We start from the raw sequence: 15,086 nt of genomic DNA, 5'->3' as shown, positions 1-15,086 counted from the left end.
TCTTCATTCCCCTAAAGGATTGCGCTTCCGGTAGACTTCATACATGAGAAGGCCGGCCGCTACCGACGCATTCAGAGACGTGACTTTTCCGGCCATCGGAAGCTTAATGAGAAAATCACATTTCTCTTTCACAAGCCGGCCCATTCCTCTGCCTTCGCTTCCGATAACGAGCGCCAAAGGCATCTTGCCGTCCATAGAGCGGTAGTCTTCCCGGGCGGATGCATCCGTTCCGACGACCCAAATCCCCCGCTCCTTCATTTCATCAAGTGTCCGGGCAAGGTTGGTCACCTTCACGACGGGAATGTGTTCAATCGCACCGGTCGAAGCTTTTGCGACCGTCGAAGTCAGTCCGACCGCTCTGCGTTTCGGAATCACGATGCCGTGTGCACCGACAGCGTCAGCCGTTCTCATGATGGAACCGAGATTATGAGGGTCTTCCAGCTCGTCCAATATGAGAAAGAAAGGCTGTTCGTTTCTCTCTTCCGCTCTTTTATATAATTCGTCTAATTGTGCATATTCATATGCCGCCACCTGGGCGACAACACCCTGATGCTGCCCCTCCACCATCTGATCGAGTTTTTTCCTCGGTACAAATTGAATGGTGACGCCGCGCTTTTTAGCAAGCTCCATAACTTGCTGCGCCTGTCCTTTTACTGTGTTTTCCGCCATCCATAACTTATACAGCATGCGATCTGACTTCAACGTCTCAATCACCGCGTTTTTTCCTATGACGTAATCATGTTGCTGACTCATTTGTTTTCCTCCCTGACGTCCCGACTTGTATAGCCTCAGCAATCAGCTGATTCAGTCTTTCTTCTCTTTTCTCAAGAAAAAGGTATCCGAGTAAAGCCTCAAAAGCTGTACTATGGCGGTACGTCTGTACATCTGTGTTTTTAGGCGTCGTCCCTGATTTCGCGTTTCTGCCTCTTCTCAGCACGGCTTCCTCTTCCTCCGTGAAAAAGGATTCGTCCTGAAGGCGGAACAATATGTCTGCCTGTGATTTTGCCGATACAATCCGGCTCGCCTTCTTATGAAGGTCATTCGGTTTCGTAAAGCCCTGCTTAAGCAGGTGATGCCGGACGTATATTTCAAAAATGGCATCACCCATATAAGCAAGCGCAAGACCGTTTAACTGCTTTGAATCTTTGATTTGTTCAAATTGAAGCATCCGCTTACTCTCCCCGCTTCCAGCGAGTTCCCTGGGCCGTATCTTCAAGAATGATATTCATGCTTTTCAGCTGATCGCGAATCTGGTCTGACAAAGCAAAATCGCGATTGCGGCGGGCTTCATTTCTCTTCTCAATCAACTCTTCAATCTCTTCGTCGACAAGCTCTTCTTCGCCGAGCGTAAGTCCGAGAACAGATCCGATTCTGTCAAACATGCTGATAAAGGCTTTAATGACGTGATCCGCCGTATTGTCTTCCTGCATGTAGTAATTAGCGAGCTTCGCCAGATCAAACCAAACGGAAATTGCATTCGCCGTATTAAAATCATCATCCATTGCTTCTTCAAACGCAGTGCGGTGCTCTTCGATTTTAGCGAGCCATTCCTCATCATTGTCAGTCAGATTCGTGCTGCTAATCAAACGATGGTTTAAATTACTGTAGGCCGTCTTCAGGCGGTTAAACGCGTTTTTTGTTTTCTCAAGCAGCTCTTCCGAATAGTTGATCGGGTGGCGGTAATGAACGGACAGCATGAAAAATCTCAAAAGCTGCGGGTCATATTGCTTAATGATATCGTGCACCAAAACAAAGTTGCCGAGCGATTTTGACATTTTCTCATTATCGATATTGATATATCCGTTGTGAAGCCAGTATTTTGCGAATGTCTTGCCTGTTAATGCTTCAGATTGGGCGATTTCGTTTTCATGGTGCGGGAATGTCAGGTCCTGACCGCCGGCATGAATATCGATTTCGTCACCCAAATACTTTTTCACCATTGCGGAGCATTCAATATGCCAGCCCGGGCGGCCTTTTCCCCAAGGGCTATCCCATGAAATTTCTCCGTCCTTAGCAGCTTTCCAAAGAGCAAAGTCCAGCGCATCCTCTTTCTTCTCGCCGACACGGATACGCGCGCCTGATCTGAGTTCATCAATTGATTGCTGAGATAGCTTTCCGTAGCCTTCGAAGGCTCTTGTTTTGAAATAGACGTCGCCTTCTGATTCATAAGCGTAGCCTTTTTTAATCAGCTCGCTGATAAATTCAATAATGGCGTCCATGTTTTCCATGACCCGGGGGTGAAGATCCGCTTTCCGGCATCCGAGGGCGCCCACGTCTTCAAAATACGCTTTAATGAACCGTTCAGAAACGGTCGGGACGTCTTCGCCGAGCTCGTTGGCCGCCTTAATCAGTTTGTCGTCAACATCGGTGAAATTCGATACGTATTGAACATCGTATCCTTTATACTCTAAATAGTTGCGTACGGTATCATACACAATCGCCGGACGGGCGTTGCCGATATGAATATAGTTGTATACAGTCGGTCCGCACACGTACATTTTTACTTTTCCTTCCTCAAGAGGAACGAATGTTTCCTTTTTCCGTGTCAATGTATTATAAAGTGTAATGGTCATTTTTGGTTGATCCTTTCTTTTTTATCTTCCAGTTCAGCCTGCAGTTCAAAAATCTGCTGCTCCAATGCTCTAAACCGGTCAGCAACCGGATCGGGCAAGTCTTGGTGATTGAGATCGCGTTTGATTTTTCTTCCGTTCTGAATGACGACTTTTCCAGGTATGCCGACAACGGTTGAAAAGTCGGGAACATCACGAAGCACAACGGAACCGGCCCCTACTTTAGAACCCTGCCCGACCGTAATAGAGCCGAGCACCTTCGCTCCGGTTGCAATTAAAGCATCATCTTTTATGGTCGGATGCCGCTTCCCCTTTTCTTTTCCCGTTCCCCCGAGAGTGACACCTTGGAATACCGTCACGTTATTGCCGATTTCACATGTTTCCCCTATGACGACCCCCATACCGTGGTCAATGAAAAACCTTCTCCCGATGGTCGCGCCGGGATGGATTTCAATTCCGGTAAAGAAACGGGCAATCTGTGATATCAGGCGCGCCAGGAAGAAAAACCTCCGTTTATATAAAGCATGTGCAATCCGATGCGCCCATATAGCATGTAAACCAGAATAAGTTAAAACAACTTCGAAATAGCTTCTTGCTGCCGGATCTTGATCGAACACTGTATCTATGTCTTCTTTTAGCATTTTAAAAAACACATGCTTCCCCCCATTCTCTCCCCGCTCCAGTCTGTTTTTCCGCCTATAAAAAAAGCGTCTCTGCATGTAAACATGACAGAGACGCTTTTACCGCGCGGTTCCACTCTGTTTGAAAAACAAGTCACTGTTTTCCCAACTCAAAAGCCGGTAACGGCGGCGGCCGCCTTTAAATACTGATTTCCGCAGAAATGTTCTTCAAAGGTCTTAAGGGCGCACTTCTAAAACATGACGCATGAATCTCTCTCAGCCGATGAAGATTCTTTCTGTAATGGTCATTGTTTTATACTCTTCCCTGTCAACAATCGTATATTTAAATGCTTTTCAGGCGTCTGACGGCTGTTTCTCTGCCGATCAGCTCAATGGCCTGCGGAAGCTCAGGACCGTGTGTCTGACCGGTAACCGCTACACGAATCGGCATGAACAGCTTTTTGCCTTTATGGCCTGTTTCTTTCTGAACAGCTTTGATTGAGGCTTTGATCAGCTCAGGCGTAAATTCTTCAAGCTCTTCAAGCTTCGCAGCAAATACGCTGAGCACTTCAGGCACCTGTTCCTCTTCCAGAACGGCTTTTGCCTCTTGATTATACTCGATCTCATCTTTAAAGAACAAATCAGTCAGCTCGACAATTTCAGCGCCGTAGCTCAATTGCTCATGGTAAAGAGATATTAATTTACGAACCCATTCCTGCTCCTCGGCAGACAGCTCAGTGCCGACTTTTCCTGCTTTTTGCAGGTGCGGCAGGGTCAGCTCAACCACTTGATCAAGATCCAGCGCTTTGACGTATTGGTTGTTGACCCATTTCAGTTTATGCATATCAAACAGAGCCGGTGACTTAGACAAACGATTTACATCAAAAATTTCAATGAATTGTTCTCTTGTGAAAAGCTCTTCTTCACCGACGGGAGACCAGCCGAGAAGTCCGATAAAGTTAAACAGCGCTTCAGGCAGGTAACCCAGCTCATCATACTGCTCAATAAACTGGATAATTGATTCATCACGTTTACTTAATTTTTTGCGGCTTTCGTTTACGATAAGCGTCATATGTCCGAAGACAGGAACATCCCAGCCGAATGCCTGGAAAATCATGATCTGTTTCGGTGTATTTGAAATGTGATCCTCACCGCGGAGCACGTGCGTCATTTTCATTAAGTAATCGTCAATCGCGACGGCAAAGTTATACGTCGGTGTTCCGTCTTTTTTGACGATGACAAAGTCGCCGATGCCGTCTGATTCAAAAGAAATCTCACCTTTTACGATATCGTTAAATGCGATGATTTTCCCTTCCGGCACGCGGAAACGGATGCTCGGCTGTCTGCCTTCGGCTAAAAACTGCTCCTGCTCTTCCTGAGTCAGGTTTCTGTGTTTGCCGGAATAGCGCGGCATTTCCCCGCGGGCGATTTGCTCTTCACGCTCTTTCTCAAGTTCTTCTTCCGTACAGAAACATTTATAAGCAAGCCCTTTTTCAAGAAGCTCTTCATAGTACTTTTTGTAAATGTCGTTACGCTCAGACTGGCGGTACGGGCCGTATTCTCCGCCGATATCCACACTTTCATCCCAGTCCATGCCGAGCCATTTCAAATAGTTGAGCTGGCTTTGCTCTCCGCCTTCAATATTTCGCTTTTTGTCCGTATCCTCAATCCGGATAATAAACTTTCCGCCTTGGCTGCGGGCAAATAAATAGTTAAAAAGCGCCGTTCTGGCGTTACCGATATGCAAATGTCCGGTCGGACTCGGTGCATAACGAACGCGTACTTCATTTCCCATGTTCAAATACTTCCTTTCATCTCGTCTGTAGCCTCTAGCCGAATATATGTATCTATTCTACCACCAAATAGACCGGGCATCAAAACAATGATCAGGCTTTTTGGATCAGAACGGTCGCCTGAGCGGCAATTCCTTCGGCTCTTCCGGTAAACCCGAGCTTTTCTGTCGTCGTCGCTTTTACGTTTACTTGAGAGACGTCCGCCTCAAGACCTTCCGCTATCCGTTTTCTCATAGCATCAATATGCGGCGCCATTTTCGGCTTTTGCGCAATAATCGTGCAGTCTATATTTCCGAGTACGTACCCTTTTTCTTTTACAATGTTCCAGACATGCTGAAGCAGCTTAAAAGAATCCGCATCCTTGAATTCCGGATCAGTATCCGGGAAATGCTTGCCGATATCTCCTTCACCTGCCGCTCCGAGACACGCGTCTGCGACTGTATGCAGCAATACATCAGCATCTGAATGTCCGAGCAGCCCCTTTTCATAAGGAATTTCAATTCCGCCGATGATGAGAGGACGGCCTTCCGTTAATTGATGCACATCAAATCCTTGTCCGATTCTAAACATTATGATTCCCACTTTCCGCTTTCATGATTGCTTCCGCAAATATAAGGTCATCCGGCGTTGTCAGCTTAATATTGGTATAGCTGCCTTCAACGATACTCACCTGATATCCATCAAGACGCTCGACGAGGCTGGCGTCATCCGTCCCTAAGAAGCCTTTGTTTTCCGCTTCCATATGCGCCGTCTTCAATAAAGAAAGACGAAAAGCCTGCGGCGTTTGAACGGCCCACAAGCTTGAACGATCAAAGGTCTCCGCAACCCGGGAGCCTTCCGCCCGTTTTATCGTGTCTTTCACAGGAACAGCCAGGACAGCCGCTCCCGCCTCCTCTGCTGTTTCAACGAGCTTATCGATATGCTGATGTGTGACAAACGGGCGCGCTCCGTCATGAACAAGTACGACCGATTCCTTATCAATCACTTTCAGTCCTTCGTATACACTGTGCTGACGCTCCGCCCCCCCGGTAACAAGCTCAATTTCCGTCTGAATCGGAAATTGGGCCAGCAGCTGGCGAAAATCTTCCCGTTCACTCTCGTTTATCACCAGGATTATTTTCTGACAGGGTGCGTGGCTTTCAAAAACCCGCAGTGTGTGTATAATAACAGGCGCACCTTTTAAGCTGATGAACAGCTTATTTTTCCCGGCCTTCATCCGTTTTCCTTGTCCGGCAGCCGGAATAACGACAACATACTCCATATGAACTCCCTCTTAAAGAGCTTTCTCAAGCAGCTTGGGCTTGGCAAAAATCATTCGTCCCGCCGCTGTCTGCAGTACGCTGGTTACGAGCACATCAATATGTTTCCCTATATAATTGCGGCCTTCTTCCACAACAATCATCGTCCCGTCATCCAAGTAAGCCACACCTTGATTATGCTCTTTCCCGTCCTTAATCACCTGCACATTCATCTCTTCGCCCGGAAGCACAACCGGCTTCACCGCGTTTGCAAGGTCATTAATATTCAGTACCGCAACCTTCTGAAGCTCACATACTTTATTTAAATTAAAATCATTCGTCACAACGACACCGGATGTCAGCTTCGCAAGTTTGACAAGCTTGCTGTCAACCTCCTGAATGTCTTCGAAGTCGCCTTCATAAATTTCAACCGTAATATCCAGTTCCTTTTGAATGCGATTCAAGATATCCAGTCCGCGGCGCCCTCTGTTACGTTTTAAAACATCTGAAGAATCAGCGATATGCTGTAATTCCTCCAGCACAAATTGAGGAATGACAATGACGCCTTCTAAAAAGCCCGTCTGACAAATATCTGCAATTCTCCCATCAATAATAACACTTGTATCCAAGATTTTCAGCCTTTTATCCTGTTCCTCCTGCTCCTCATCAGCACTTCCCTTTTTCTTCTGCATTCTTGCAGAAATGGAGAAAAGACTGATCAGTTCATCCTTTTTCTTAAATCCGACTTGGAAGCCCAGATAACCGAGAAAGAAAGCCAGAAAGACCGGAATGATGGTGCTGAATATACGGTACGGAATATTGTCCAGCGGAATCACGTTTACAATGAGATATGCGATGATAAGTCCAAAAACCAATCCGAGACTCCCGAATAACAGATCCGGCACCGGAGCTCTCAGCAAAGAATCTTCAATCCATTTTACCCAATTAATCACATATTCTGTCGTCCATATACTGATGAGAAAAAAGATAATAGCACCAATTGCAGCAGACGTATATGCGTTTGTTATTAAAGGTATGTCCTGTATATTTGACAGCACAAACAATTCAGGTATTAAAAAGATACCGACAACGCCGCCCACAATAATGAAGAACGCCTGAACTATTCGTTTTAACATACCTCCACCTCCTTTTAAGTAGCATTTTTTCAGCAGACTGGGTCAGAGCCTACAAATTCAGAATAAACAAAAACTAACAATAATATACCCGGATTCCGACAGGTTTAAGCGATTCTTAAAGCTGTCTATCTATATAGTGTTTTTCCTGAAGGCGTTTTAAGCCTTTTTTGATTTTTTTGGCGCGCACTTCGCCGATACCCTCAACATCATCAAGCTCTTCTACAGTGGCTTCCGTTATGCTTGGCAAAAATCCGAACGCCTCAACCACATTTTCAACAATCGGCATCGGCAGACGCGGAATTTTGTTCAGCAGCCTGTATCCTCTCGGGAGCACATAATCATCAATATTGGTAGAAGCCGGATATCCAAGCAGCTTAAACAGAATGGAATCATCAAGCAGATCATAGCTGGACATATCCTGAAGCTCTTTTAACAGCACGAACGGATCTTTGATTTTTTCTTTGACATAGTCTTTGATGAAAAGTGCCGCCTCTTCTTCCATGTCCGTAATCAGTTCAATCACCTGCAGACGGATTAAGTGGCCTTCCGTTCCGAGTTCTTTAATATACATATTGATTTCATTTTTTATTCGGAGCACCATTTCATATCGATGCATGACGGACAGCACGTCACTGAATGTCACAAGCTCCTCAAACTCTAATGCGTTTAAAGCCGTAATCGTTTTGTCTAAAATGGTTTTATACTTCTCAAGCGTTTGAATGGCCTGATTTGCCTTTGTTAAAATAAATCCTATGTCCTTTAGTGTGTACTTCATGCTGTCCTGATATAACGTAATGACATTTCTGCGCTCAGAAATGGCGATGACGAGACAGCCGGTCTGCTTCGCCACCCGTTCCGCCGTACGGTGCCTCATTCCCGTTTCTGAAGAAGAAATGGTCGCCTCCGGCATAAGCTGCGTATTCGCATAAAGAATTTTCTGGCCGGAATCACTTAAAATAATGGCACCGTCCATTTTGGCCAGCTCGTATAAGTGAGCGGGCGCAAATGATGTATTAATATGAAAACCGCCATCCACGACTTGCTTTACCTTATCATTGTATCCGACAACAATCAGGCCGCCTGTATTTGCCCGAAGTACATTCTCTATCCCGGCTCTGAGCGGGGTGCCCGGTGCAACGAACTGCAGAATTGCAGACAGGTCAAGCTCTTGTTTCGCCCCTTTTTTCTCTTTTTCCATCTATTATGATCCTCCTAATGAAGTACGAAGCGCTTCTGCAACATTTGCTACTCCGACAACCTCAATCCCTTTTGGTATTGTCCACCCATCTGCATTCGCCTCAGGTATGATCATGCGCTTGAAGCCGAGTTTTGCCGCTTCTTTTACGCGCTGTTCGATTCTTGACACCCTGCGGACTTCTCCTGTCAGACCCACTTCACCGATAAAGCAATCTGCGGGATTCGGCGGTGTATCTCTGAAGCTTGAGGCAATGCTGACGGCTACTGCCAAATCAATCGCCGGTTCATCCAGTTTGACCCCGCCGGCGACCTTTAAATACGCATCTTGATTTTGAAGCAAAAGACCCACCCGCTTCTCAAGCACAGCCATAATTAACGATACCCTGTTGTGGTCAATGCCTGTAGCCATGCGGCGCGGGTTTCCAAAACTGGTCGGTGATATGAGCGCCTGAATTTCAACCAGGATCGGTCTCGTTCCTTCCATTGACGCAACGATACTCGAACCCGATGCCCCGGCAGAACGCTCTTCCAAGAAAATTTCAGAAGGGTTCAGCACTTCCGTAAGCCCCTCTTCCCGCATTTCAAAGATACCCATTTCATTTGTTGAGCCAAAACGGTTTTTTACGGCCCGCAAAATACGGAATGTATGGTGCCGCTCTCCTTCAAAGTATAGAACGGTATCGACCATGTGCTCAAGCAATCTCGGACCCGCGATCGATCCTTCTTTTGTGACGTGCCCGACGATAAAAATAGGTATGCCGTTTGTTTTCGCGATTTTCATCAATTCAGCCGTACATTCTCTTACTTGTGATACACTGCCGGGAGCCGAGGTGATATCACTTTGATAAACGGTCTGAATGGAGTCTACGACAACAAATGCGGGTTTCATCTCTTGTATAGCAGACGAAATATACTCCATATCGGTTTCAGATAAAACATGTAACATTTGGCTGTTGATTCCAAGTCTGTCGGCGCGCAGCTTCGTTTGCTTCACGGATTCTTCCCCTGAAATGTAAAGCACACTGCCGGCCGTATCTGCTAATTGTGCGGATACTTGGAGAAGGAGCGTTGATTTTCCGATCCCGGGATCGCCGCCGATTAATACTAACGAGCCCTTCACAACGCCGCCGCCAAGCACTCTGTTGAATTCTTCAAGCTTTGTGTGAACGCGGGGTTCTTCCGATGTTTCAATTGATGTAATGGGTGATGGTTTCTGGACGGTTTGAACGGAGTGGGAGAAAGCCGCCCGCCGATTCGCCGGCGCTTTTTTTATGGTTTCTTCCACCATTGTATTCCAAGCCCCGCAGCCCGGGCACTTTCCCATCCATTTTGCGGATTCATAACCGCATGAGTGGCAGATGAATTTTGTTTTTGATTTAGCCATATATGTTGTAAGACCTCTTCCTTATCGAATATTTCTCTATATAACAAAGTGAGGCATACACTTGCTTACGTATGCCTCATGTTTGTCACTATATTAGTTCGTTTTAGCAGTTGTTTTTACGACAAATTCGCCGTCCTCAACATCAAGAACAATGTGCTGGCCTTTATCAATATTGCCTCTGAGAAGTTCTTCTGATAACCGGTCCTCCACATGCTTTTGAATCGCTCTTCTTAACGGACGTGCGCCGTATTCCAAATCGACGCCCTCTTCTGCCACTTTTGCTTTTGCAGCATTCGTCAGCTCGATAGAGAGATCTTGTTCTTTCAGACGTTTTGTTAACTGATCAGACATAAGCGACACGATGTCTGTAAGATGTTTTTTCTCAAGGGAGTGGAAGACGATAATTTCGTCAATCCGGTTGATAAACTCAGGTCTGAAGGCACGCTTCAGCTCTCCCATGACTTTGTCTTTCATGTCTTTATGGTTTTGTGATTCATCCTGCACATTGAAGCCCACATATTTGTTGCGTTTCAGCTCGCTCGCTCCGACGTTTGACGTCATAATCAGGATCGTGTTGCGGAAATCCACAGTGCGTCCTTTTGAATCAGTCAAGCGTCCGTCTTCAAGCACTTGCAGGAGAATGTTAAACACATCAGGATGCGCTTTTTCAATTTCATCAAGCAGTACGACAGAGTAAGGTTTTCTTCTCACTTTTTCTGTCAGCTGGCCGCCTTCATCATAGCCGACATACCCCGGAGGAGAACCGACAAGACGTGAAGTCGAATGTTTCTCCATGTATTCGGACATATCCACTCTGATCATCGCTTCTTCATCACCGAAAATGGATTCCGCCAGCGCTCGTGCCAGCTCTGTCTTCCCAACGCCTGTAGGGCCTAAGAAGATGAATGAACCAATCGGGCGTTTCGGGTCCTTCAGACCGGCTCTTGCACGTCTGACAGCCTTTGCAACGGCTACAACGGCTTCATCCTGGCCGATGACGCGGGAGTGCAGAATGTTTTCCATATTGAGAAGCTTATCTGTTTCCGTTTGGGCAATTTTAGATACAGGCACCCCGGTCCAGCTGGATACAACCATCGCGATATCCTCTACAGAAACTTCGGAGTTCTCCTGGCCTTGTTTTTCTTTCCACGTTTTTTTCGTGTCTTCCACCTGTTCTCTCAAACGCTGCTCCGTATCACGAAGGGAAGCCGCTTTTTCAAACTCCTGGCTCTGAACGGCAGCGTCTTTTTCCTTGCGAACTTCATCGAGTTTCTGCTCAAGCTCTTTTAAGTTCGGAGGCGTTGTGAACGAACGGAGACGCACTTTTGAACCGGCTTCATCAATTAAATCGATCGCTTTATCCGGAAGGAAGCGGTCAGAAATATAACGGTCGGACAATTTTACCGCCGCTTCAATCGCTTCATCGGTAATGGATACGCGGTGATGCGCTTCATAGCGGTCACGGAGTCCTTTTAAAATTTGAATGCTTTCATCGGCTGAGGGCTGATCGACCTGAATCGGCTGGAAACGGCGCTCGAGAGCGGCGTCTTTTTCGATATATTTACGGTATTCATCAAGCGTTGTCGCACCGATGCATTGAAGCTCTCCGCGGGCCAGTGAAGGTTTTAAGATATTCGACGCGTCAATCGCACCTTCTGCTCCCCCCGCTCCGATCAGTGTATGCAGTTCGTCAATGAATAAAATAATATTGCCGGCCTGACGTATTTCATCCATTACTTTTTTCAAGCGGTCTTCAAATTCTCCGCGGTATTTCGTCCCGGCTACAACCGTACCCATGTCTAATGTCATTACGCGTTTATCACGTAAAATTTCCGGCACTTCATTATTGATGATCTGCTGTGCGAGGCCTTCAGCAATCGCAGTTTTACCTACACCCGGTTCTCCGATAAGAACGGGGTTATTCTTCGTTCTGCGGCTTAATACCTCAATAACACGCTGAATTTCTTTGCTTCGGCCGATAACCGGATCAAGACTGTCTTCCTTCGCAATCGCAGTTAAATCACGCGCCAGACTGTCCAGCGTCGGCGTGTTTGCATTGCTGTTCGTACCGGATGCAGAAGATCCCGTCTCATTGCTTCCCAGAAGCTGCAGCACTTGCTGTCTCGCCTTATTCAAGCTGACACCGAGATTATTCAGAACTCTCGCCGCCACGCCTTCTCCTTCACGAATCAGTCCGAGAAGTATGTGTTCTGTTCCCACATAAGAATGTCCTAGCTTTCTGGCTTCATCCATGCTGAGCTCAATGACTTTTTTTGCTCTTGGCGTATAATGAATCGTTTGAGACATTTCCTGTCCCCGTCCGATTAAGCTCTCCACTTCTTTCTGAATTTTATCCGAACCGAGTCCGAGTGCTTGGAGTGCTTTAGCCGCAATCCCTTCTCCTTCACGAACCAGACCTAATAAGATATGTTCAGTTCCAATATTGTTATGGCCTAAGCGCAGTGCTTCTTCCTGTGCCAGTGCCAATACCTTTTGAGCTCGCTCTGTAAACCTTCCAAACATCATATCGAATCATCCTCCTGTCTATTTGCACTCATTTCTAAATGCAGCCTTTCCCTGATAAGCGCCGCTCTTCTCGCGTCTCTTTCGTTCGGCCGTAATGCACCGCCCGAATATTGCTGGAGAAAACCCGGCTGTGTCAAAATCATCAGTTCATTAAGTATATTGCTTGATAGCCCTTTAATGATCCCCAGGTCTATCCCCAGCCGAACGTCAGAAAGGCATTTCGCCGTTTCCTTTGATTCAATCATACGGCAGTTGGATAAAACACCGTAAGACCTGAATACCCGGTCCTCCAATTCAATTTTCGAGGTTTGGTAAAGCGCTTCTCGGGCTGAACGTTCCTGCTCAATCAGCTGGGCAGCCACACTGTTTAAATCATCTACAATGTCCTGTTCTGATTTTCCGAGTGTGATTTGATTTGAAATTTGAAAGATATTTCCTAATGCTTCGCTGCCTTCACCGTAAATTCCTCTAACAACTAAACCTAATTGGTTAATTGCCGGTATAATTCGATTCATTTGCCTAGTTAATACAAGGCCCGGCAAATGCATCATGACTGAAGCCCTTAGTCCCGTCCCTACATTTGTAGGACAGCTTGTTAAGTACCCTCTCTTCTCTCCAAAGGCGTAATCCACTTTCTCCTCAATCCAGTCATCAACCTGGTTCGCCGCTTTTATAGCGTTGAGAAGCTGGAAGCCGGGGAAGAGGCATTGAATTCTGATATGATCTTCTTCATTTAACATAATGCTGACTTCTTCATTTTCAGAAAGCAGACAGCCGCCAAAAGGAGATTCCGTTAAATTAGGACTGATCAGATGTTTCTCCATCAGCACCCGTTTTTCCAAAGGCTGAGCTTCACTCATTCTGATTAAATGAAATTGACCGATATCAGGCAGTTCTTTTCCTGAAAAGTGATCTTCGAATTGCTGAATGATGGATGAGGCTTCTTCATTCGTATACCTGGCAGGAAACTTTATATTTTCAAAGTTTCGGGCCAACCGTATACGGCTGCTGAGTACAATGTCACTTTCAGGTCCCTTTTGCTTCATCCAATTGCTTAGTGCGTCCTGAATAAAATGCTTGAGCGACATTACCCTTGTTCCCCCTCACTGTCTTTACTTTTTAACTTCTGCTCTAACGATCGGATCTGATCCCTGACCTCCGCTGCTCTTTCAAACTCTTCGTGTTGTATTAAAGATTCAAGTTCTTTTTTTAACATTTCCATTTGCCGTCTTACATGCAGGTTTCCGCCTATTCGTTTTGGAATTTTCCCGGCATGCACCGTATTCCCGCTGTGAACTTTTCGCAAGATCGGCGTAATTTGGCTGTAGAACGTATCGTAACATTCCGCACAGCCGAAACGCCCTGTTTTTCTCAGCTGCTGAAACGTCATACCGCATTTCTTACAAGCTGTGCCTTGCTCTGAGTAGCCGAACATTTGAGAACCGGTGTTTTGAAATGAAGACTCCATATTCAGCAGCCCTGATAATAAATTATGGATCGAGAACCCTTGGTTTCCACTTATACTGTATGAATCGCTATTTTCTTTTGCACATTGTTCACAAATATGAACTTCTTGTTTTTCTCCATTAACAACTTTCGTAAAGTGAAAAGTGGCCGGTCTCTCATTGCATTCTTGACAAATCAATCTTTTCACCCGCTTACTTTAGTTTTAAAGATGTGAGCATTGCTTTCATCATTCTGGCTCTTAGTTCATCCCGTTCGGGCAAATCAATATATAGAACTGAACGATCCATTACACTCACCATCATTTTAGCTTCTCTTTCCGAAATAACTCCGTCCTCTAACAGTCTGAGAATAATGTCATCAGAGGCTGCCTGGGACAAGTGGGTATGAATCTGCGAAATAATATTATTGATGAGGACGACTTCGTTATTCATTTTAATTTTGATAATACGAATATAACCGCCGCCTCCCCGTTTACTTTCAACAATATATCCTCTTTCACTTGTAAATCTGGTGTTGATGACATAATTTATTTGGGAAGGAACACATTGAAATTTATCAGCGATTTCACTGCGTTTGATCTCTAAAATTTCTTTGCCATTTTGATCTAATACTTGTTTCAAGTACTGTTCAATGATGTCAGAAATATTATGTCCCACTCAACCCCCTCCTTCATTGACTTTGACTATATTTGACTTTAACCTTACTATAAGGTGTTTCGCAAAATTTTTCAACTGTATCGCTCTATCTCTATTATTTCCACTTTGCACAAGCATAAAGGTGTTTCGCAAAATTTTTCAACTGTATCGCTCTATCTCTATTATTTCCACTTTGCACAAGCATAAAACCTGCTTTTGCAAAAAGGCATATCGTTACGTTTCTCATATTATATAATGTATGCAGAAAAACACAAAAAAGGCAGCTCATGATGAGCTGCCTTTACCATAATGATAGCTTGGCGGCGTCCTACTCTCACAGGGGGAAACCCCCGACTACCATCGGCGCTGAAGAGCTTAACTTCCGTGTTCGGCATGGGAACGGGTGTGACCTCTTCGCTATCGCCACCAAACCATTGAGAGTGTTCTCTCAAAACTAGATAACAGTAAGCATACATTCAAATTGGTTAAGTCCTCGATCGATTAGTATCTGTCAGCTCCA

General features: G+C 45.7%; 14 protein-coding genes, 1 rRNA gene and 1 other annotated feature. All 15 genes read right to left on the bottom strand.

Annotation, left to right across the window (positions count from 1 at the left end; translation table 11 throughout):
- Positions 1-3 precede the first annotated feature (3 nt).
- Positions 4-753, bottom strand: coding sequence for a 23S rRNA (guanosine(2251)-2'-O)-methyltransferase RlmB (gene rlmB, locus G9F50_RS18310; RefSeq protein ID WP_060562032.1), 750 nt, complete (start codon positions 751-753; stop codon positions 4-6).
- Positions 737-1,168, bottom strand: a complete 432-nt coding sequence (locus G9F50_RS18305) for a Mini-ribonuclease 3 (RefSeq protein ID WP_003156412.1) — start codon at positions 1,166-1,168, stop codon at positions 737-739. Before G9F50_RS18305 ends, rlmB begins: the two co-directional genes overlap by 17 nt.
- A gap of 4 nt (positions 1,169-1,172) precedes the next feature.
- Positions 1,173-2,573 carry a cysteine--tRNA ligase gene (gene cysS, locus G9F50_RS18300; protein ID WP_060562031.1) on the bottom strand — a complete coding sequence of 467 codons (1,401 nt, stop codon included), beginning with the start codon at positions 2,571-2,573 and terminating at the stop codon, positions 1,173-1,175.
- Complete coding sequence (gene cysE / locus G9F50_RS18295) at positions 2,570-3,223, bottom strand: serine O-acetyltransferase (RefSeq protein WP_003156410.1); 654 nt, start codon at positions 3,221-3,223, stop codon at positions 2,570-2,572. Before cysE ends, cysS begins: the two co-directional genes overlap by 4 nt.
- Before the next feature lie 74 nt (positions 3,224-3,297).
- Positions 3,298-3,531 (bottom strand) — a binding site (T-box leader).
- Between the two features lie 2 nt (positions 3,532-3,533).
- Positions 3,534-4,985: a glutamate--tRNA ligase gene (gene gltX, locus G9F50_RS18290; RefSeq protein WP_007410392.1), complete on the bottom strand. Its 1,452-nt coding sequence runs from the start codon at positions 4,983-4,985 to the stop codon at positions 3,534-3,536.
- A gap of 91 nt (positions 4,986-5,076) precedes the next feature.
- A complete protein-coding gene (gene ispF, locus G9F50_RS18285; protein WP_003156407.1) occupies positions 5,077-5,553 on the bottom strand; it encodes a 2-C-methyl-D-erythritol 2,4-cyclodiphosphate synthase in 477 nt (158 codons plus the stop codon).
- The gene (gene ispD / locus G9F50_RS18280; protein ID WP_015239038.1) at positions 5,546-6,244 is read right to left on the bottom strand and encodes a 2-C-methyl-D-erythritol 4-phosphate cytidylyltransferase; all 699 of its coding nucleotides are present in this window, start codon (positions 6,242-6,244) and stop codon (positions 5,546-5,548) included. The genes ispF and ispD overlap by 8 nt, the downstream gene beginning before the upstream one ends.
- Before the next feature lie 12 nt (positions 6,245-6,256).
- Positions 6,257-7,357: a PIN/TRAM domain-containing protein gene (locus tag G9F50_RS18275; protein WP_003156403.1), complete on the bottom strand. Its 1,101-nt coding sequence runs from the start codon at positions 7,355-7,357 to the stop codon at positions 6,257-6,259.
- Between the two features lie 115 nt (positions 7,358-7,472).
- Positions 7,473-8,555 (bottom strand): DNA integrity scanning diadenylate cyclase DisA, encoded by a 1,083-nt coding sequence (gene disA, locus G9F50_RS18270; RefSeq protein ID WP_007615225.1) that lies wholly within the window; start codon positions 8,553-8,555, stop codon positions 7,473-7,475.
- Between the two features lie 3 nt (positions 8,556-8,558).
- Complete coding sequence (radA, locus tag G9F50_RS18265) at positions 8,559-9,938, bottom strand: DNA repair protein RadA (protein ID WP_014416742.1); 1,380 nt, start codon at positions 9,936-9,938, stop codon at positions 8,559-8,561.
- Between the two features lie 93 nt (positions 9,939-10,031).
- Positions 10,032-12,464 carry an ATP-dependent protease ATP-binding subunit ClpC gene (gene clpC / locus G9F50_RS18260; RefSeq protein WP_060562030.1) on the bottom strand — a complete coding sequence of 811 codons (2,433 nt, stop codon included), beginning with the start codon at positions 12,462-12,464 and terminating at the stop codon, positions 10,032-10,034.
- Positions 12,461-13,552: a protein-arginine kinase McsB gene (gene mcsB, locus G9F50_RS18255; protein WP_003156398.1), complete on the bottom strand. Its 1,092-nt coding sequence runs from the start codon at positions 13,550-13,552 to the stop codon at positions 12,461-12,463. The genes clpC and mcsB overlap by 4 nt, the downstream gene beginning before the upstream one ends.
- Entirely contained in the window at positions 13,552-14,109 is a 558-nt protein-coding gene (gene mcsA, locus G9F50_RS18250) for a protein-arginine kinase activator protein McsA (protein ID WP_060562029.1), read from the bottom strand. Before mcsA ends, mcsB begins: the two co-directional genes overlap by 1 nt.
- 13 nt (positions 14,110-14,122) lie before the next feature.
- Positions 14,123-14,587 (bottom strand): transcriptional regulator CtsR, encoded by a 465-nt coding sequence (ctsR, locus tag G9F50_RS18245; protein ID WP_003156396.1) that lies wholly within the window; start codon positions 14,585-14,587, stop codon positions 14,123-14,125.
- 294 nt (positions 14,588-14,881) lie between these two features.
- Positions 14,882-14,997, bottom strand: a 5S ribosomal RNA gene (rrf, locus tag G9F50_RS18240).
- Between the last annotated feature and the right edge of the window lie 89 nt (positions 14,998-15,086).

This window comes from Bacillus sp. EKM206B (genome assembly GCF_011066015.1).
Classification (GTDB): Bacteria; Bacillota; Bacilli; order Bacillales; family Bacillaceae; genus Bacillus; species Bacillus velezensis.
The sequence above is the reverse complement of the archived record's forward strand: the minus strand, read 5'-3'. Positions and strand labels throughout refer to the sequence as shown.